Origin of the sequence: Aerosakkonema funiforme FACHB-1375, from assembly GCF_014696265.1 — a bacterium.
GTDB classification, from domain to species: Bacteria; Cyanobacteriota; Cyanobacteriia; order Cyanobacteriales; family Aerosakkonemataceae; genus Aerosakkonema; species Aerosakkonema funiforme_A.
In genome coordinates this window covers 38,255-57,994 of sequence record NZ_JACJPW010000037.1, presented here as the reverse complement: position 1 = coordinate 57,994, position 19,740 = coordinate 38,255, and the positions used below count along the sequence as shown (strand labels likewise).

Below are 19,740 nucleotides of genomic sequence, written 5' to 3'. Positions count from 1 at the left end.
GCCAATTTTAACTAACCTCTTGTGCTTATTGACAAGCTCTTTTGCGAAAGCATTACTTTCACTTCTTCTTCAGACAATTGTTCCAGTTGTTCTAGAATTCGAGCCATTACATCATCGCTGGATTGCGTTTTTTCAAATGCTGGTAAACTGTGGCGATCGACTTTCCCATTTGGCGTTAACGGCAGTGCATCTAGTTTGATGAAGCTGTTAGGAATCATATATTCCGGTAGCTTTTGCCTTAAGAAACTCCGCAATTCTTCATTTGTCAGCGCAAATCCGCGATTCGGTACTACGTAAGCAACTAAACGTTGATTTCCTGGCTGTTCTTCTCGAACTAATACGACAGCTTCTCGGACGGCGGGGTGTTGCAGTAAAGTTGCTTCGATCGCTGTCAGTTCGATCCGGTATCCCCTCACCTTCACCTGATGGTCAATACGTCCGATAAATTCAATGTTTCCATCTGGGAGGTAACGCGCCAAATCCCCAGTTTTATAGAGCCTTTCGGATTTGGGATTTGGGATTTTGGATTTGGGATTGAAATCTGAAAATCTCAAATCTAAAATCGGCAATCCCAAATCATTAAAGGGATTTGGAATAAATTTTTCAGCAGTCAATTCGGGACGGTTGAGATAACCTTTGGTGACGCCGAGTCCGCCGATATAAAGTTCGCCAAGAACTCCAATAGGTACTGGTTGGAGATGAGAATCGAGCAAATAAATCTGAGTATTTGCGATGGGACGACCGATCGAAACAGATGTTTTAAAATCGGAATTTTTACAATCGTAAACACTGCACCAAACAGTTCCTTCTGTTGGCCCGTATTCGTTAAACAATTGTGTATGCGGCAGTTGCTTTTGATGACGTTCGATTAACTCTTTGGAACAAGATTCTCCCGCAACGATCGCAGTTTGCAGAGAAGCAAGCTGACTGGGTTCGATATGTTCCAAAAGAGTTGCATAAAGCGAGGGAACGCTTAACCAATGGGAGACGCGATAGTTGCCGATCGCACTTGCCAATTGCCAGATATCTTTCTGCAAACCTTCCCTGAGTATTACTAGATTTCCTCCTTGACAAAGCGTCCAAAAAATAACTGCAATTGAACTATCAAAGGCGAAGGAAGGAATTAATAAGAAACTGCGAACGGGTTCTCGATAGTAAGCAATTCGAGCTATGGTTGAATGAACCAAGTTTCGATGAGTTACCAAAACTCCTTTCGGTCGTCCTGTAGAACCTGAAGTATAAATCGCGTATGCTAGATTTTCAGGAGTAGTTTTAGCGATCGGATTCCCCAGTTTCAGGGTCTGAAAATCCGAGTCCAAACATACTATTTTCGCCTTTGTTTGTGGGAGTCCTGAAACTAATTGTTGTTGAGTTAAAAGGACTGGTGCTTGGCTATCTTCCAGAATAAAAGTCAGATGCGAACTGGGATAGGCAGGGTCTATAGGCACATAAGCACCGCCTGCTTTGAGGATAGCAAAGATTCCGACGATCGTTTCTAGCGATCGCTCCACACATAGACCTACCAACACATCAGGGCCAACCCCTAAACTTTGTAAGTAATGTGCGATCGCATTGGCGCGATCGTTCAATTGTCGGTAACTCAATTGTTCGCCATCGAATTGCACCGCTACTGCATCTGGGGTTAATTCTGCTTGCGCCTCAAACCATTGATGAATACAACAATCTTCTAAATTCAGATGGCAGATTTCTTCTTTTTTGAATTCCCTCTGAGTGTTATTCCACTCGACCAGTAGCCGATGCTTTTCCGCAGCTGGAAGCAGACAGGAATTCTCGTAGCGATCGTGCGGGTGAGTCGCCATCGCCGTCAGAGTTTCGATGTAGTAATTGCCGATCGCTTCTAATTGCGCTTGTCCGATTTCTCGCAAATTGCATTCCAAATCCAGTTGTATGCGATCGGAAGCGTGATTGCGATTAAATTCAGCCCGCAAAGGAAAGTGAGTTTCTCCAAAACCCCTAGCCCCCAAGATTTCCAAACCTTTGAGAGTTTGAAGGCGATCGTATACGTGAAAGTGAGTGTAGTTAAAAACAGCTTCCACCAGAGGTTGTAGCGCTTGACGACCGCAAAGCCTGTGTAAATCCGCATAGGGATAACGCCGGAAAGGTAACAATTCCCGTTCGGTAGCAAAGACTTGCTGCGCCAAATCGATCCACGTTCCTCCCGTCAGTTGCAAGCGAAAAGGTACGGTGTTCAAATGAATTCCCAACGCCTTTTCTCCGTCTGCTTCTTCCACTCGACCGTTAGACTCCAGACCCGTCAAAACGTCGGTTTCGCCACCCAACAAACTCATCACTCTAATATGTGCGGCGAGCAAAACGTGCTTGAGAGGAACTTCTGCAATGCGAGCCAATTTTTTCAGTCCGTCGGAAACTTGGGCGGAAATGGGAACATCTAAAAATCCAATTTCGGGCGCGTCTGTAGCGCGGTCAGTCGAATACCAGCGCGGTAGTTTCGTCGTCACGCAATCTTGCAATTTTTGAGTCCAATATTCTCGACCTTCAGGAGAATTGAGCATCGATCGCTCTAAGGCAATAAAATCCCGGTAGCACACAGTCGGCGGTGATTGAATTGGATAAATCTCTCCATTGAGAAGCGCGAAATAACGTTGCAGCAATTCTGTCAGTAGAGAAGCTTTGCTCCATCCGTCCAAAATAGAGGTATGGCAACTAAAGGTGAGACAGAAAGACTCGTCAGTGAAGCGGTGAATGAAAAAGCGGATGAGTGTAGCACAAGTCCAATCAAAATTGCGGGTTTTTTCAACTTCCACCCAGTTAAACAAAGCTTCCTTTTGCTCCTGCGGCGACAAAGAGCGCAAGTCTTCTACTTTAAATAAAGGTACAACTTTCTTGCTCACCAATTGTAACGGTTCGCTAAAGTTAGTCAGATCGAAAGAAGTACGCAGGATAGCATGGCGATCGACCACTTGCTGCACCGCCTTTTGGAAAAGCTCAACTTCTAGATTTACTTGCAAATGGTAATGGAAGATGTCATGGTACATCGGAGAATCAGAAGTTTGCTGAGTGTGGAAGATTACTCCCGCTTGAACTCTGGCTAGGGGATAGGCATCTTCTACATCGCTGGGTAACTTCTGCCGATCTTCTTCAGAAATCAGCGTCAATGGCGCTGTTCTCTGTGTCGATAAACTGGGTTCGACGATCGTCACTTCTGCCGCTAGTTTGGCGATCGTCTGAGTTGCGAAGATTTGTTCGAGAGAGAAATTCAAGCCTTTTTCTTGAGCTTTCGCCCGTACCTGAATGCTGCGGATCGAATCTCCCCCCAACTCGAAGAAATTATCGTGGATACCCACTCGATCGATCCCCAGCACTTGTGTCCATATTTCCGCTAAAGCATTTTCTACTGGAGTATTTGGAGGTACGAATTCTTTTTCTAAATCCGGTCGCGTGGCGTTGGGAACGGGTAGCGATTTTCGATCGACTTTGCCATTAGGCATTAAAGGCAGTGCTTCCAACATAACGAAGGCGGAAGGAATCATGTATTCCGGCAGCTGCGTTTTCAGGAAGCGATGCAACTCGGTAATTGTGGGGGCTGGTTTTCGATCGCAAACGCAATAAGCTACCAATCGCTTTTCAACAGGTTGCTCTGACGATTCTTCCGGCAGTTTACCTTTTAATAAGCGGCGCAAACCAGTTATTTGAGTGTCTTCTTCCAGGTGACTGACTAGATTGACTTTTCGTAGTTTTTCGCCAGACTCGGTTTCCCGAACTAAAACGATCGCTTCCCGCAGGTTAGGATGTTGCTGCAACGCCGCCTCAATTTCTCCCAACTCAATTCGGAAACCGCGAATTTTTACCTGGTGATCTATTCGTCCCAAATATTCGATCGTGCCATCCGGTAGGTAACGGGCCAAATCCCCCGTTTTGTACAGGCGCGATTCTGAATTTTGGAACCAATTGGTTCCAAAATTTTCTTCCTCAGAATTTTGAGACCAATTGGTCTCAAAATTCTGGTTGAATGGGTTACGGATAAACCGCTCAGCAGTAAGTTCGGGTCGGTTGAGATAACCTCGCGCCACTCCCACACCGCCGATGTGCAGTTCCCCCGGAACTCCCACTGGCACAGGTTGCAAATTAGCGTCCAGCAGATAAATCTGCGTATTGGCAATTGGACGACCGATGGGAACTGTGGATAGATTGCTCTCTCGCTGACATTCCCAGAAGGTGACATCCACGGCGGCTTCTGTTGGCCCGTACAAGTTGTGCAGTTCTGCATCTAAACGAGCAAAGAAACGCTCTTGCAGTTGGAAAGGCAACGCTTCCCCGCTGCACATTACCTGTCTCAGACAGTTACAACTTTCTAATCCCTCCTCTTCCAGGAACACTTGCAACATTGAGGGAACAAAATGAATAGTGGTAATCTTTTCTTCAGCGATCGTCCTCACCAGATAAGCGCTATCTTGATGACCTCCCGGTTTAGCGACAACTAAAGTTGCACCAGTTATCAAAGGCCAGAAAAATTCCCACACCGAAACATCGAAGCTAAAAGGAGTTTTTTGCAATACGCGATCGCTCGATGTTAATTGGTAAGCATCCTGCATCCACAACAAACGATTGCAAATTCCTTTGTGCGTGTTCATCGCTCCTTTCGGCTTACCTGTTGACCCAGAAGTATAGATGACGTAAGCCAAGCTTTCGGGATTTGGGATTTGGGATTTGGGATTTTCGATTTGATTTTGAATTTCTAGTTTGGTTTCCCAATCTCTATCCAAGCAAACGACTTTCGCATTGTATTTTGGTAGAATTTCCAGAAGTCGTTCTTGAGTTAATAAGATATCAACTCCTGCATCGGCGAGCATGAAGGCCAAACGCTCGTGAGGATAGCTAGGATCTAAAGGTACGTAAGCGCCGCCTGCTTTCAGAATTCCCAAAAGACCGACTACCATTTCTAAAGAGCGTTCCATGCAAATTCCCACCAAAACTTCCGGCGCTACGCCTAAATTTTGCAGGTAATTCGCCAGTCGATCGGCTTTTTGGTTCAGTTGCCGATAAGTAAGTTGTTCTTTTTCAAAGATTACCGCCACCGCATCGGGTGTCTTTTCTACCTGCGCCTCAAATAATTGATGCAAACAAACATCGCTCTTGTAATCAATATCGGTCTTATTCCATTCCACAACTAACTGATGCCGCTCTTTTTCCGTCAGCATCGGTAAAGTTGAAATCGGTTGTTCTGGATTGGCAATAATACTTTCCAGTAATATCTGAAAATGTCCTGCCATTCGCGCAATTGTGGCAGCCTCGAACAAATCTGTATTGTATTGAAACGCAGCCGAAAGGGAACCATTCACTTCACCCATCGTTAGTGTCAAATCGAATTGACTCGTCTGCTGTTGGAGCGCCAAACTTTCCAGTTCCAGTTCGCCCAATTTTATCCGCGTTCCCGTTTCTCCCAATGCTACCGATGCCAAACTTTCTAACTCTGGCAAATGGGATTTCTGCAAAACGAACATAACTTGGAAAAGCGGCGATCGACTCGCTTCTCTTACTGGCAAAAGTCGCTCTACCAATAATCCAAACGGATAATCTTGATGTGCAAAAGCATCTAGCACAGTTTGACGCACTTTGTCAACAAATGCCGCAAAATTTGGATTTCCCGAAAGGTTCGATCGCATCACTACCGGGTTGACGAAATAGCCAACTATTCCCGATAATTCCGCTCGATTTCTACCAGCCGTAGGCGAACCGACTAAAATATCTTCTTGTCCCGTATAGCGATAAAGTAACACTTGAAAAGCTGCCAACAAAGTCATGTAAAGGGTTGCTCCTTTCTCGCGACTAAAACTTTTCAAATGTTGACTTAATTCCGCATTCAGTTTGAAATAATGAGTTGCACCGCGATAAGTTTGAATTGGCGATCGAGGTCTATCAGTTGGTAGATTCAAAACTGGCAATTCGCCTGCTAATTGCTTTTGCCAATATTGCCAAAGTCTTTCTCCTGCTTTCCCGGTCAACATTTCTATTTGCCAGGAAACGCTCTCGGAATAATGTAATGCTGGTTGGTAAAGAGCAACTGAAGTACGATTTTTTTCCGCTTTATATAGTATTCCTAATTCCTTTGCGATCGCAGCCAAAGACCAGAAATCAGCAACGATGTGATGGACAACAAGCAATAGAATATGTGACTGTAGCGAACGCACAAACAAATTGACTCGCAGTAACGATTCTTCCTCTAAATTGAAAGGACGGTGAGTTTCTGCAATCAGGCGATCGTTTAAGTAATCCTCACGCCAACTCGCCGCATTTTCCGTCGAAAAGCAAACTTTTACATTTTCATTAATTCGTGCAACAGTTTCTCCTTCAGAAGTGATGAAACTTGTTCGCAAAGCTGGATGGCGATCGACAATCTTCTGAAAAGCGCGTTGCAAAGCAGCAACATCTACATTTTCCAGAATGCGAACAGCACCCGCAATATTATAAGCTGCACTATCTGGCGCTAATTCCTGCAAGAAATAAAGTGATTTTTGACCGGAAGAAAGCCATCGGCGATCGGGATTATATTTTTCACTTTTCTCTTTCCCCGTTTCCCCCTTTAATTGTCCGAGGATTTCGATCGCCAACTGAGAAATATTTCCACCATTGAGGAAACTGGTTACAGGCAAAACCACGCCGAAATTAATTTCAATGTTGTTTTTTAATTCAAACGTTGTTAATGAATCCAATCCTAAATAATTTAAAGGTTGTTGCGAAGTCAACTGAGACGGATGGATTTTCAGGATCTTGGCTACCTGTTCCTGAAGATAAGATTCTAACCGAGATAGGCGCAATTCTGGTTCTATTACCAGTAAATCTTCGCTAGTTAGATTATCTTGCGGTTCCGCAATATAAGATGCTTCTAAAATACTGCTGGCGACCACATCCAAACTGCCTTCTAAAAACCCAAGGCGACAAGCTTGACGTTTAATTTTGCCGCTAGAAGTTTTGGGAATGCTGCCAGTTTTGAGTAGCAATACCGCACAAACTGGCAATTCGTAATTTTCTGCGATCGCACCCCGAATAGCAGCGATTATCTCTTCGCTATTTAAGTTTCGCAGATAAGTTCGCTTCACTTCCAAAGCTACAGCCAATCTTTCTTCACCAGCAATTTCCACCGCAAAAGCCGCACTGCTACCAGCTTGCAATCCTGGATGACTTTGTTGAGCTATTTGTTCGATATCTTGCGGATAGTAATTGCGACCGCGAATAATAATTAAATCTTTCAGACGACCCGTAACAAACAATTCGCCTTCATGTAAAAATCCTAAATCTCCCGTGCGAAGAAATGTTCTTGTGGAGCAGGCATCTTGCCTGCTATCCTGAGAGCAGTCATCTTGCCTGCTATCTGTCAAATAAGCATGAAAAGTGCGTTTTGTTTCTTCTAATCGATGCCAATAACCCTGAGTTACACTCCCACCTGCTACCCAAATTTCCCCAACTTCATCAGGTTGACAGCGAGTTAAACTATCGGGACGGACAATAACAACCTGCGTATCTTTAAGAGGTTGACCGCAACTCACAATATTTTGGCAAGAAGTATTTTCCAGATCGATAGTAACTACTCGATTTTGCTGTAAAGCTGCACTTTCTATAGATTGAATTTTTGGCGCGTTTTCCTTCAAACCACCAGAAACAATTAAAGTTGTTTCTGCCATTCCGTAGCAGGGATGAAAAGCTTCGGGACGAAAACCGCACGATGCAAAAGCATTTGCAAAGTTATGAAGTGTTTCTGCACGAATCGGTTCTGCACCGTTAAAAGCCACTGACCAACTACTTAAATCGAGATTCGCTTTTTGTTCGTCAGAAATTTGTTTAACGCACAAATCGTAAGCAAAATTTGGCCCACCACTGGTAGTAGCTTTGTAGCGAGAAATCGCTTGTAACCAACGGACGGGACGTTGCAGAAAAGCCATCGGCGACATGAGAATGCAGGGAATCCCTAAATACAAAGGTTGAAGCACATTCCCGATCAATCCCATATCATGAAAAAGCGGCAACCAACCAACGACGATCGATTCCTCTGTATGTCCGAAAGCTGTTTGAATCAATCGCTGGTTATGCAAAATATTTTGATGGCTTACCATCACGCCTTTTGGCGTTGCTGTGGAACCGGAAGTATATTGCAAAAATGCTAAATTTTCGCCTTTTATTGGTGGTTCTTGCCAGTTATTTTCTCTATGGCAATCAATCCCATCTGTAACCAACCATTGTAAATTTTCTAAGTTGGGAGCGTGCGTAATTGCTTTTGACTTATTAGCTAAAATCTGTTCATTTGTGAGTACAACTTTTGCGTCTGCATCGGCTACGATCGCTTGCAGTCGCGACATCGATCGATTAAACTGAGGCGGATAAGCAGGCACGGCAATTACCCCAGCATACAAGCAACCGAAAAACGCCGCAATATAATCCAAACCTGGCGGATAAAGCAGGATCGCACGCTCTCCACTCTTCACAAAGTTTTGCAGCATCGCTGCAATAGCTCTAGCTTTACTATCTAAATCTGCATAAGTTAAATAAGTTTCTTCTACTTCTCCATCAAGAAGAAAAGTATAAGCTCGCTGCTCTGTCTGCTGGTGCGCTCTCCAGCGAAGTAACTCTACCAGTGTGGAAAATTCTTCTTTTGGACTGAAGATATTTTTGCCGATCTGTGAGTTTTGATGCACCTGTTTCATATATACTTTTTCCCCGCTACAGTTTTACCCAATTGCCATGCTAATTGGGGTGAAGATCGATTACCAATAAGTATCTCGTTTCTGCGGCTGCTTAAAAATATCGCCGCATAAACTGAATATTTAGTATTCGGTAAGCTCCTGCCATTGTCAAAAGACAATTTGTCAAACTCAACTTACATATTCTGTACTTACGTATATATAAATAAAGCTGGCAGAGTGACAAGTATCCCTGAAGCTCCTCGCCTTGTCAAAAGACAATTCGTCAAACTCAACTTAAAGATTTTCTACGTATATTTAAATAAAGTTAAAGTAACTAAATGAACATGATATTGCGGGAGCGCAGTTATTAGTTAGTTAGATAGAGGGCACAACAAACCCTAAGTAGTGGCAGGTATTTAAAGTAAAAATATTTACTTTGTTATATAAGAATACAATTTTAACCGACAAGCCGGAAATGGAATATTTGTGATTAAAATTAATTTTTTAATCACTTTATCGTCATTAAACGATTATAATTTTTATTTAATCTTTCGATCGTGAGGTAGGTTGAGAAAAGTTTGACCGCTTGTCTTTTGACGAAGACAACAGCTCAACTCAGAATAAGCAACGGTAGAGGAGCTTTCTGTAGGTGTGATGTCAAAAATATTCTGTAAAGTTTTAAAACTGAGTTTAGCGATTCTGAGTACTAGCTACTTTTTGTCTTGCGGAACAAGAGGACAAACAGCGATCGCTCTAGAAGAATTAGTTGTAGAGCAAACAGGCGATCTGACAAACCTCACTACCAGTTTTCCAGATACTCCCATTGTAGAGCCTGGTAAAAACAACCGCGATCGACTTTCTCCCGTTGCCTTAGAGCCAGAACTAACACCCACTCAGCCTGACACTTCCCTCCCACTGATTAACCCATATAGAAAAGCATCTACCCACACAAGAGGAATGGGTCAAGTCAACTCGGTTTCCCAACTATCCGACGTGCAGCCAACAGATTGGGCATTTCAAGCATTGCAGAATTTGGTTGAGCTATACGGTTGTCTTGAGGGATATCCAGATCGGACATTTCGAGGCAATCGAGCCATGACCCGCTATGAATTTGCCGCCGGTTTAAATGCTTGCTTGGAAAAGATTACCGAGCTGATTGCAGCTGGGGGTAAAAACTCTGTCCGACCGGAAGATTTAGCCGCCCTCAATCGCGTCGCCACAGAATTTCAGGCAGAACTAGCCACACTGCGAGGTCGGATAGACAGTTTAGAACCAAAAATAGCAACTCTAGAAGCCGAGCAATTCTCCACTACCACCAAGCTAAGCGGTTGGTTAATTTGGGCTGCGAACACTGGCACCATTCAGGGTGAGTCTCCCGAACGCGACGATCCTAACGCCACCTTGTTCACTTATTTACTGTTAAATTTCCGCAGCAGCTTCACAGGCAAAGACCAGCTCTTAACCCAACTTGTAATGGGTACTGGCAGTGCGGTAAATGAAGCTAGCAACCTTACTCCAGCCATTCTCAGTTTCTTAGATTATTCTGGTTTCAACCCCCAAGTACGCATTAGGCGATTAAGATATAATTTCCCGATAACTGATGACTTGCAGGCGTCTATCTTTGCTAGAGGCAATACCGCCGACTATGTAGATTTCAACAGATACGCCAATGATAGTTCGTTAGACTTCTCTACGTTTCTATTTCTGTACAACCCACTGCTATTAGGAGGTGACCCCACAGGTTCCGGCGTTGCTCTGACTTGGAATCCAGGCCAAGGGCCGCTGACCTTCAAAGCAGTTTATCGTGCCGATGCAGCTGCCGATCCCGATTCCAGAACTACAAACGTATTTTTTAGCGACCCGAGTCGGGCAGGTAAAGATAAAAGAGGCGGGCTATTTGGCGATCCTAATTTAACTGTATTTGAAGCAGAGTACATCCCGTCAGAAAGGTTTGCTTTACGACTCAGTTACAGTTTAGGTTCTCAGGGTGGCGATGGCTATAGTACGATCGCCAGTAACTTTGAATTTGTTCCTATTAAAGGGATTGCCCTTTTCGGTCGTTTTGGTTATGCCTTAGACTACAGCGATGTTTTATTTACTGGTACGACAGACGATGATGCCAAGCCAATTTACTGGATGGGAGGATTTTCCTTCCCAGATATTTTAGGAAAAGGTACTTCGGCTGGATTTGCTGTGGGTCAGCCGTTTGTGGAAAGTTCGGTGGGCGACGTGACTCAACTTAATATGGAAGCTTTTTACCGCTTTCCTGTCAATGACAATATCAGTATCACACCCTTTGTACAGGTGATTACCAATCCCGGCAACCGCAGTAGCGAAGGTACTCTTTACACGGGTACGCTGAGGATGTTCTTTGGTTTTTAGGATTTGGCGATCGCTCATCCTAGAAACCGGCTTTCTAGATCTATATTTCCCCAGCGACAATTTTTCAGAGAAACCCGGTTTCTGCCTAGATCTATATTTCCCCAGCGACAATTTTTCAGAGAAACCCGGTTTCTTTGCCCAGTCTGAAAATTATTAAATTTGTTGGTTCTGAAGGTGGGAGAAAATTAATTGTGAAGACATCACCCTTGTTATTAAGCTTATCTTTAGTTGCTTTATTGATGACTGCGGGTTGCGGTAGCAACAAACCTTCTTCAGGCGAAGCAACTAATGCAAATTCCTCGCCAACTCAGCAAGTTTTTACCGTTGCCATAGGCGGTGAAATAGGCGACTTGAATCCACACAACTATAAGTCAAGTTTTCCAGCATTGGATCTCGTCTACGAACCGCTAGTTCGCTACCTGCAAGATGGCTCGATCGCACCAGCGCTGGCCAAATCCTGGAAACTCTCGGAGGATGGCAAAACCTTGACTTTCCAGTTGCGAGAGGGTGTGACATTCCACGACGGAACGCCCTTCGACGCCGAAGCTGCCAAGTGGAACTTGCAACGCTGGGTGGGAACGAAAGATCATGACTGGCTACCGCTTGCCAACAAGATAAAATCGATCGCCACACCAGATAAATACACATTGACGTTGCAATTGAAAGAACCTTACTATGGAGCTATTCAGGAACTTGCGCTGGTCAGACCTGTCAGATTTCTCAGTCCCAAAGCCACAGACGCAACCGGAAAATATCTCAAGCCTGTAGGAACCGGCCCTTGGCAGGTGCAAGTAGATAACCCAACGCAACGTGCAGTTTTTACCCCTTATCAAAACTACTGGGGAACTAAACCGCAGCTCAATGAGGTAGTTTTTGATGTGATTCCCGACGCCCAAACTCGCGTTGCAGCGCTGATGAGCGGTCAAGCAACACTCATTGGCGGCGACAGCATTGGCGGTATCCCTTTAGAGAGCGTAACCACGCTGAAAAACGACCCCAAAGTTCAGCTATTGACCGCACCGGGAAGCACAACTTATTTTATCCAAACTAATTACGATCGCCCCCCTCTCGGTGACGTGCGCGTGCGACAAGCTTTCAGCTACGCGATTAACCGCGAAGCTATTGCCAGCAAAGTTTTCAGCAATTTAGCTACTCCGGCCAAAGGGATTTTCGCACCCAAGATACCCTACGTAAACTACTCAAATCCGCAATTGTATGCCTACAATCCCGAACAGGCAAAAACTTTGCTGGCTGAGGCTGGATGGAAATCGGGGAAAAATGGCATTCTCGAAAAGAATGGTAAGCCTCTGCAATTAACGCTGATAGTTGATGGAGATTCTTCCCCGCAAGCTAAATCTATGGGGGAAGTAATTCAAGCGCAATTGCGCGAAATTGGTGTGGCTGTGGATGTGCGCTTGGTTGATTCCGGTGCGTGGAACGACGCTCTGATGAAGAAACAATTCGATCTCGCAATTAACCTTACTTGGGGTTCTCCCTACGACCCTCATTTGAGTTTAAAGCAGATGTTTCACTCATCTAGCAAATACGCCGAACACGGAGGAGTATATGGTCATCCCACGTTAGACAAATCGATCGATAAGGTTTTGGCAACTAAAGATGAGAAAGAGCGACAAAATCTTTATGTAGAAATCCAGAAATTTATGGATGAAAATGTCGCTGCTATCCCTATAGTTTACTCAAATCGAGTTTATGCTGTGAGTAACAAGGTAACAGGATTTAAATTGGCGGGGACTGAGTACGAACTTGACCTGCAAGAGGTGACGAAGAAATCGCAATAAACAATCAACTATGTTTCAATTTTTGGTGAAGCGTCTGGTCGGCTCGGCGGCAGTGCTGGTGGCAACCAGTGTGCTAGTTTTTTTCTTAACTTACCTAGCACCGGGAGACCCAGCTGTAATGATTGTGCGATCGCGTATCGGGCGGTTGCCAACAGAGCAAGAAGCTGCTGTAGTTCGCTCCGAGTACGGCTTGGATAAATCACCTTGGCAGCAATACTTCACTTGGGCGAGTCATGCGATCGGGGGTGATTTCGGTTACTCTTTCCGCACCGGTAAGCCTGCGATCGCAGAAATTGGTTCGCGTCTAGCACCGACGCTTTTGTTAGCAGGAGCGACCACTCTTTTCAGCGCGATCGTCGGCATTCCGAGCGGGCTAATTTCCGCTCAAAAACGCAACTCTTGGTGGGATAATTTCAGCCGTACACTATCCCTGCTCAGCGTCTCAATTCCAGACTTCTGGCTAGCTTTTCTGCTCATTTTGGTATTTTCCATTTATTTGGGATGGTTGCCTACCTACGGAATGCGCGGAGCGGAGTATTTAATCTTACCTGTTTTGTCTTTGGGGCTCGCTAATGCCGCACGTCTTGAGCGTCTCACCCGTTCCACGTTACTACAGGTGCAGCATGAAAATTATCTGCAAACCGCACGGGCAAAAGGACTCTCGGAAGGAGCGGTTTGGATACGCCACGCCTTACCTAATATTGCTGTACCCTTGCTGACGGTGGTGGCAAATCAATTCAGCCATATTGTCGCCGGTTCTGTAATTGTGGAAACATTGTTTTCTTGGCCGGGAATAGGCAACTATTACATCATTTCGATAAAATTTCGGGACATTCCCGTTATCCAAGCAATGGTGTTATTATTTGCTTTTGTGATGGTTGTAGTTAATGCGATCGCCGATATCGCCTACGCTTTGATTGACCCCCGCATTCGTTTGGAGTAATGGTAATGATGCCGATCGCTCTCCATCATTGGCAAAAAGCTAATCTCATATCATCGATTGCTATTGTGCTAGCACTGCTCAACGTCATAGCCAGCATTTTTGCTCCCGCGATCGCACCTTACGATCCAGCCGCTCAAGACCTCAACCTGGGTCTGAGTACACCCACTTGGCAACATTTATTGGGTACAGATCACCTGGGAAGAGATATTCTTAGTCGGCTTTTGTGGGCGGGACAAGTATCCATTACCCTCACAGCGATCGTACTGTGTTTGAGCGCTTCGATCGGTGTGGGAATCGGTGTGTGTGCCGGTTACTTTGGCGGCGTCGTCGATGAAATTTTGATGCGCTTTGTGGATTTATTTCTGGCTCTGCCCAAACAAATATTAGCATTAGCTTTGGTCGGCATTTTAGGTTCTGGTTTCCCCAATTTAGTTTTAGCGCTGACCATCGGTTGGTGGCCGACCTACGCACGGTTGGTGCGAAGCCAAGTTCTCTGTGCAAAGTCTACTGCATTCGTGGAAGCCGCTTTTGCTTTGGGCGGAAGTCCTCTCTACATCATCCGTGTACATTTATTGCCCGCGCTTTTAGGCCCAATCCTGGTGCAGCTGAGCTTGGACGTGGGAGCCGCTATACTCGCGATTGCCGGATTGAGCTTTCTGGGATTGGGCATTCAGCCCCCGTACCCAGAGTGGGGGACAATGCTCGTAGATGCAAGGCCCTTTATGCAGGCGGCTCCCCGTCTGGTAATTGCTCCCGGTGTGGCAATTTTGGTGACGGCGTTCGGTTTTAATGCCTTAGCTGAAAGTTTGGAAAGTTGGCTAGATCCAAGGGGTTAAGGAGTGGGGGAGTGGGGGAGTGGGGGAGTGGGGGAGAAAAAATGATTTGTAGGACAAGTTTATGCAAAATATCAAATCGAAAATTGACTGGCAAAGTTGGCTGCAACGTTGGGACGCACAGCAAACAGGTTATATACCGCATCGGGAAGCGCGTTTTCAGGCAATGTTAGATGCGATCGAGCTGCAAATGCCTGCTGAATTTGTGGCTCTCGATTTAGCTTGCGGGCCGGGGGCTATCAGTCAGCGTCTTCTGAAACGCTTCCCAAAAGCTAGATGTGTCGCTGTAGATATAGATCCCGTACTTTTAGCGATCGGTCAAGGCGCTTTGGGCGATGCGAACGGTCGTCTGCGTTGGGTGGAAGCGGATCTGATGGCAGATAATTGGATGGAAGCGATCGCACAAACGCAAGTAGATGCGGTGCTGACGACAACGGCGCTGCACTGGTTACCTCCTCATCGCTTACTGCAAGTTTACAAACAGTTGGCGCAGTTAATCCGTCTGGGTGGCGTCTTTCTCAACGGTGATATTATGCCTTTTCCCTTTCACTTGGGAACTTTTCGGCAGATATCGAAAACTTTGAGTGCGCGTCAGGAGAAGCAAGCTTTTCAGGAACGAGGTGTGGAAGACTGGAACAGTTGGTGGCAAGCACTAGCTCAAGAGCCAGAATTGAAAGAATTGCTCCAAGAGCGCGATCGCCGTTTTGGAGAGCGATATACTGATTACGAACCAATTCTCGACTTACACGAAGCTGGACTGCGCGATGCCGGTTTCCGGGAAGTTGGTGTAATTTGGCAAATTTTTGACGATCGAGTCCTGCTCGCAGTGCGATAAAATCCTGTCCGGTAGCGTACCGGACACCTCAAAGCGGTTTCTACCATACTCAGTGCCGTAAATTTAATGGAAATTCTCGCAGACATCCCTTTGTTAGAAAAAATCCTCGCTCCGTGGCAGGAAACGATGGGAAGTAACTATCAACCCTATAAAAACCATGTCTATCGAGTCGTTAATTTCTGCCTGATGCTACATCAATGTACCCCAGACGATCGAGAAAAGTCGATCGTTGCTGGTTGTTTTCACGACCTGGGAATATGGACAGACAAGACAGTCGATTATTTAGCTCCTTCTGTAAAGTTGGCCAAAAAATATTTGAAGGAGAATAGCCAAGAACAGTGGTCAAATGAAATTGAGTTGATGATAGAGCGACACCATCAAATTACAAAATATAGAAATAGTGAGTATCCTTTAGTTGAAGTATTTAGAAAAGCGGACTGGGTTGATGTATCAAAGGGTATCAGATCCTTTGGGTTATCGAAGCATGATATTCAGAAAGTTTTAGATACATTTCCGAACTTAGGATTTCATCAAATTCTGTTTAATCTGGCGAAGGCAGAATTATTGACCTATCGGCGAAATCCTTTGCCAATGATGAAATGGTAGCATTACTTGTTATTCAAACAAATTATCTTTGGTAATTTGGCAAATTTTTGACGATCGAGTCCTGCTGACGGTGCGATAAAATCCTGTCCTGTAGCGTACCGGAAACTATATCAAATAGCATCAAATAGCTTCGCCACGTTCGGCTTCGTCACTTTTCCCATCGCGTTGCGAGGTAACTCTTCCACAACTTGAATTTTGGTAGGAACTTTGTAGGTAGCCAATCGCTCTTTTGCCCAACTTCTGAGAGTTTCTAAAGTTAAATTACTTCCCGATTTTAATACCAAAGCTGCACAAACTCTCTCTCCCCATTCTGCATCTGCAACACCAACAACTGCACAATCTTGAATATCTGGATGAGTTCGCAGCATTTCTTCAATTTCCAAAGCCGAAACTTTATAACCGCCAGTTTTGATAATATCGACGCTAATCCGTCCCAGAATGCGATAGTTATCATTTTCCACTACTGCCAAATCGCCAGTACAAAACCAACTATCGCGAAATGCTTTGGCTGTTGCTGACGGTTTTTGCCAATATTCTCGAAAAACTCCTGCACCTTTGACTTGGAGTTCTCCCGGTGTTCCCGGAGTGACTAATTCTCCGTTTTCATCTACTAATCTAACTTCTACTTGCGGCAAAGGTTTGCCTACATATCCCGCGAATCTTTCACCGTGCAAAGCGTTAGATAAAGCCATGCCAATTTCGGTCATTCCGTAGCGTTCCAGCAGAAAGTGACCGCTAATATTTTGCCATTTTTCTAATACTCGGACGGGTAAAGCTGCGGAGCCTGAAACCATCAGACGCATTTTAGCACAGCCGGCGGAAATTTTTTGTTGCCGATCGCGATCTGCATTTTCCCAAGCGGTAATTAACTTGACATAAATTGTGGGGACAGCCATAAATAAAGTTAAGTCACCGCGAATTATGCGATCGCCAACTATTTCTGCATCAAATTTGGACAGCATATGGCACTCAGCGCCACTCCACAAGGCGCAAGTTAGCACGTTAATAATGCCGTGAATATGATGCAGCGGTAAGACGTGCAAAATGCGATCGTTTGATGTCCATTCCCAAGCAGAAACTAAGCTAGTTACTTGCGCTTGAATATTTTCATGTGTGGTAACAACACCCTTTGGTTTTCCAGTTGTACCGCTAGTATAAAGGATTAACGATCGTCTGGTAAGATCGATTTCTGGGAGTAAAGCAACTTCTGACGGGAGAGTTTCCGAAGTGAGGATAAATCGTAAATTTCTTTCTTCCGCAATCGGACGCAATACAGCCTCAAAATCTGGATGTGCGATGATAATTGCAGCGCCTGAGTCTGCAATTACATACTCTAACTCAGGTCGGGGATGGGAAACACACAAAGGGACAGCTATCCCACCCGCACGCCAAATCCCCCATTGTGTAGCGACATACTGAAATCCCGAAGGAATCAGAAAAGCAACGCGCTGTTCTTGTAAATCTGGGATATTTTCCAGAAGTTTGGTAGCGATTTGAGCAGAAGTTTGGAGCAAATTATGATATGTAAATGCTCCTTCAGTGGCGACAATGGCGATTTTGTTTGGGTTTTGGTGAGCGCGATCGATCGGTGGTAGATTCACGTTAGTTAATTAGTTGCTATTTAGTATTTGTTGCTTTGTGTTTTAACAAATCAATTGTGATTTTTGATTATAACATTCTGGCGTTAAAATAATTCATCCTATCCAGAAATATCTATAAATACTTTATTCTACACTAGCAATTTCCTGTTGTAAAGAACTACCGATATAGCGATCGTGGTTTTCGCCAATGTCATCAACTGTTGCAGTTAATGTACCTAATAACGGTAAAATTGGCTCGAATTCATCTGGATTTGGCGAATTAACTAATTGAGTTAGAGACTGCAAAACTAAGCTTTCTAAAGAAATATTTAGTTTGTTAGCCCGTTGCAACAACTGTTGCTCTAATTCGTCCGTTAGTTGAATTGCTAAACTTTTGGCCATAATTATAACTTCGGATTTTTTTTATTATTTTAACACGAAAACGCTTTTCTTTACACTTTCTAATTCCGAAAGAACTTCTGGTTTAAAACAACAACTTTGGTACTGGATCGTCATTGATAGCCTGCATTTTAGGATACTGCTCTTTTAGGTATGAGTATAATACTCAATATACTGGCGTTCTAGTTCATTAAGCTGATTTTGAGCGCAACTCAACCAAAATAGCCTAACTTCGCACCTTCGATTAACTGCTTCCAACTGCAGCAACCGATGATGATTTTGCCAACGATTTCTTAAATTTGTTGCTAGACCAACGTAGAGAACTTGATCGCGAGCGATCGCAAAGTAGATTGCAGAACACTCTGGTAATCTTTGCCTATCTGCTAGTTTCAGATTTGGTAATGTACTGAATTCTTGTAGCATCACTTTAGCTAAAATGTATGTTTAGAATAATAATCAGGCAATTTGAAGCGTACTAGGTTCAGGGATAGATTCACCTTCTGCTTGCCAAGCTTCCAAATACATTTCAATCACTTCTTCACCATTACGAATTGCTTCTTCGCGAGTTTTACCATGAGTACAAGGCATCACAACGCGATCGCTAAATTCTGGGATAGTGACTAGGAAAAGCCCATCTTCATCAGACCATTGAATAATCATACTGTATCGATTCATAAATCCTCGTCCTCCTTGAGAGCTTCCAGTTCACTTAATAATTGTGCCAACTGTTTTTCTAGGTAGACTGGTACATCATCTCCATCTTTACCTGGAATTGTCAGTGTTTTTCTCAATAGAGGATGTCGCCATCGCTCATGGCTACCTTTGCCGCGCTTGGGCAGATAAACAAAGCCTTCACGCGCAATCTGAGCTTTCAATGCGCGAATTTTCCTCGGCATGGATATTGTCTTTTGTATCCGTACATATAGTTTACCCGTTTCTAGTTCAGGTGGCATCTAGCCCATAATCTTAACTATGCGATCGCACCATCTCCATTATCCATAAATAGCACAGCGCGATCGCCACAATTCGCTTCTTAGGCGGTATGATGCAGCGATTTATTATACTTTTTCTTCGGAGGTAAGGTTACTGACTCTCTACCACTTTCAGCTTCTCTCTTCCGCCAGTCTGCAAACATAGCAGCTACATCATAATTAAATGATTTAGCATGAGCTTCTCGAAATTGATAAATTTCCTCTAAAATTTCATTTGTCAACATTTACATCCTCTCCCATTAATTCATAAGGTGTACAAATCGTTGGTAGCTCGTACCCAAAGTCAGCACAAATCTGTATCAGCTTTTTCTGAATTTGGGCATTTGCTATGTGTTTACAATTCCACGTTAGAAGATAGTCCATACCGTGAACAGTAGCTATGGCAATATGTGCTGCATCATTAGCAGCTTTATCTGGAAGGTTACTTCTTGCTAAAAATTGAATTACCAGATCTTGAGCCGCCTCGCTCGGCTTCAGTAATGGTATACCCTGCAAGATTTCAAGCCGCTTGGCAGCTATCTCTGAGTCGCCCAAGGCTGCTTCATCTAAAACAATTTGCGAAATGTATATATCGAAAGCATCGCGATAATTTTCCCACCAGTCTCGCGTTACTTCAATATTCGCAGCAAGAATCAGGTTTTTAGTCGATCTAGCTGTCAAGTAGCCAAAAATACTGGTTTCAATGTAGATGGTATCACTCATGCAAGATAAAGG

At 44.3% G+C, this 19,740-nt stretch carries 14 protein-coding genes; 6 read left to right on the top strand and 8 right to left on the bottom strand.

Going from position 1 to position 19,740, the window contains the following annotated elements; genetic code table 11:
• Nucleotides 1-11 precede the first annotated feature (11 nt).
• Nucleotides 12-8,678 (bottom strand): non-ribosomal peptide synthetase, encoded by an 8,667-nt coding sequence (locus H6G03_RS15675; RefSeq protein WP_190465298.1) that lies wholly within the window; start codon nt 8,676-8,678, stop codon nt 12-14.
• A 633-nt stretch (nt 8,679-9,311) separates the two neighbouring features.
• Here H6G03_RS15675 and H6G03_RS15670 point away from each other — a divergent pair.
• The 6 genes from H6G03_RS15670 to H6G03_RS15645 all read left to right on the top strand — a co-directional run bounded on the left by H6G03_RS15670 (nt 9,312) and on the right by H6G03_RS15645 (nt 16,055).
• Nucleotides 9,312-11,039, top strand: a complete 1,728-nt coding sequence (locus H6G03_RS15670) for an iron uptake porin (RefSeq protein ID WP_190465297.1) — start codon at nt 9,312-9,314, stop codon at nt 11,037-11,039.
• Between the two features lie 191 nt (nt 11,040-11,230).
• On the top strand, nt 11,231-12,838 hold the full coding sequence (gene nikA, locus H6G03_RS15665; protein ID WP_190465296.1) for a nickel ABC transporter substrate-binding protein: 1,608 nt from the start codon (nt 11,231-11,233) through the stop codon (nt 12,836-12,838).
• Nucleotides 12,839-12,848: 10 nt separating this feature from the next.
• The gene (locus H6G03_RS15660) at nt 12,849-13,781 is read left to right on the top strand and encodes an ABC transporter permease (RefSeq protein ID WP_190465295.1); all 933 of its coding nucleotides are present in this window, start codon (nt 12,849-12,851) and stop codon (nt 13,779-13,781) included.
• A gap of 5 nt (nt 13,782-13,786) precedes the next feature.
• Nucleotides 13,787-14,617, top strand: coding sequence for an ABC transporter permease (locus H6G03_RS15655; protein WP_199315311.1), 831 nt, complete (start codon nt 13,787-13,789; stop codon nt 14,615-14,617).
• 61 nt (nt 14,618-14,678) lie between these two features.
• Nucleotides 14,679-15,449 (top strand): class I SAM-dependent methyltransferase, encoded by a 771-nt coding sequence (locus H6G03_RS15650; RefSeq protein ID WP_190465294.1) that lies wholly within the window; start codon nt 14,679-14,681, stop codon nt 15,447-15,449.
• A 66-nt stretch (nt 15,450-15,515) separates the two neighbouring features.
• Nucleotides 15,516-16,055: an HD domain-containing protein gene (locus tag H6G03_RS15645; RefSeq protein WP_190465293.1), complete on the top strand. Its 540-nt coding sequence runs from the start codon at nt 15,516-15,518 to the stop codon at nt 16,053-16,055.
• 110 nt (nt 16,056-16,165) lie between these two features.
• Here the strand turns inward: H6G03_RS15645 and H6G03_RS15640 are convergent, their stop codons facing one another.
• The 7 genes from H6G03_RS15640 to H6G03_RS15610 form a co-directional block, all read right to left on the bottom strand.
• Nucleotides 16,166-17,656 carry an AMP-binding protein gene (locus H6G03_RS15640; RefSeq protein ID WP_190465292.1) on the bottom strand — a complete coding sequence of 497 codons (1,491 nt, stop codon included), beginning with the start codon at nt 17,654-17,656 and terminating at the stop codon, nt 16,166-16,168.
• 123 nt (nt 17,657-17,779) lie between these two features.
• Nucleotides 17,780-18,037 (bottom strand): hypothetical protein, encoded by a 258-nt coding sequence (locus H6G03_RS15635; protein WP_190465291.1) that lies wholly within the window; start codon nt 18,035-18,037, stop codon nt 17,780-17,782.
• Nucleotides 18,038-18,181: 144 nt separating this feature from the next.
• Nucleotides 18,182-18,457 carry a GIY-YIG nuclease family protein gene (locus H6G03_RS15630; RefSeq protein WP_206756633.1) on the bottom strand — a complete coding sequence of 92 codons (276 nt, stop codon included), beginning with the start codon at nt 18,455-18,457 and terminating at the stop codon, nt 18,182-18,184.
• Nucleotides 18,458-18,490: 33 nt separating this feature from the next.
• Nucleotides 18,491-18,709: a type II toxin-antitoxin system HicB family antitoxin gene (locus tag H6G03_RS15625; protein WP_190465290.1), complete on the bottom strand. Its 219-nt coding sequence runs from the start codon at nt 18,707-18,709 to the stop codon at nt 18,491-18,493.
• Nucleotides 18,706-18,930, bottom strand: coding sequence for a type II toxin-antitoxin system HicA family toxin (locus H6G03_RS15620; protein WP_190465289.1), 225 nt, complete (start codon nt 18,928-18,930; stop codon nt 18,706-18,708). Before H6G03_RS15620 ends, H6G03_RS15625 begins: the two co-directional genes overlap by 4 nt.
• A 137-nt stretch (nt 18,931-19,067) precedes the next feature.
• A complete protein-coding gene (locus tag H6G03_RS15615; protein ID WP_190465288.1) occupies nt 19,068-19,250 on the bottom strand; it encodes a hypothetical protein in 183 nt (60 codons plus the stop codon).
• Nucleotides 19,237-19,728: a type II toxin-antitoxin system VapC family toxin gene (locus tag H6G03_RS15610; RefSeq protein ID WP_190465287.1), complete on the bottom strand. Its 492-nt coding sequence runs from the start codon at nt 19,726-19,728 to the stop codon at nt 19,237-19,239. Before H6G03_RS15610 ends, H6G03_RS15615 begins: the two co-directional genes overlap by 14 nt.
• Nucleotides 19,729-19,740 lie beyond the last annotated feature (12 nt).

What these genes read in the sequence shown, in the direction of transcription:
- H6G03_RS15675 (WP_190465298.1), bottom strand. Translation starts at nt 8,678, where the DNA reads ATGAAACAGGTGCATCAAAACTCACAGATCGGCAAAAATATCTTCAGT.
- H6G03_RS15670 (WP_190465297.1), top strand. Translation starts at nt 9,312, where the DNA reads ATGTCAAAAATATTCTGTAAAGTTTTAAAACTGAGTTTAGCGATTCTG.
- H6G03_RS15660 (WP_190465295.1), top strand. Translation starts at nt 12,849, where the DNA reads ATGTTTCAATTTTTGGTGAAGCGTCTGGTCGGCTCGGCGGCAGTGCTG.
- H6G03_RS15655 (WP_199315311.1), top strand. Translation starts at nt 13,787, where the DNA reads ATGATGCCGATCGCTCTCCATCATTGGCAAAAAGCTAATCTCATATCA.
- H6G03_RS15650 (WP_190465294.1), top strand. Translation starts at nt 14,679, where the DNA reads ATGCAAAATATCAAATCGAAAATTGACTGGCAAAGTTGGCTGCAACGT.
- H6G03_RS15645 (WP_190465293.1), top strand. Translation starts at nt 15,516, where the DNA reads ATGGAAATTCTCGCAGACATCCCTTTGTTAGAAAAAATCCTCGCTCCG.
- H6G03_RS15635 (WP_190465291.1), bottom strand. Translation starts at nt 18,037, where the DNA reads ATGGCCAAAAGTTTAGCAATTCAACTAACGGACGAATTAGAGCAACAG.
- H6G03_RS15630 (WP_206756633.1), bottom strand. Translation starts at nt 18,457, where the DNA reads ATGCTACAAGAATTCAGTACATTACCAAATCTGAAACTAGCAGATAGG.
- H6G03_RS15625 (WP_190465290.1), bottom strand. Translation starts at nt 18,709, where the DNA reads ATGAATCGATACAGTATGATTATTCAATGGTCTGATGAAGATGGGCTT.
- H6G03_RS15620 (WP_190465289.1), bottom strand. Translation starts at nt 18,930, where the DNA reads ATGCCGAGGAAAATTCGCGCATTGAAAGCTCAGATTGCGCGTGAAGGC.
- H6G03_RS15615 (WP_190465288.1), bottom strand. Translation starts at nt 19,250, where the DNA reads ATGTTGACAAATGAAATTTTAGAGGAAATTTATCAATTTCGAGAAGCT.
- H6G03_RS15610 (WP_190465287.1), bottom strand. Translation starts at nt 19,728, where the DNA reads ATGAGTGATACCATCTACATTGAAACCAGTATTTTTGGCTACTTGACA.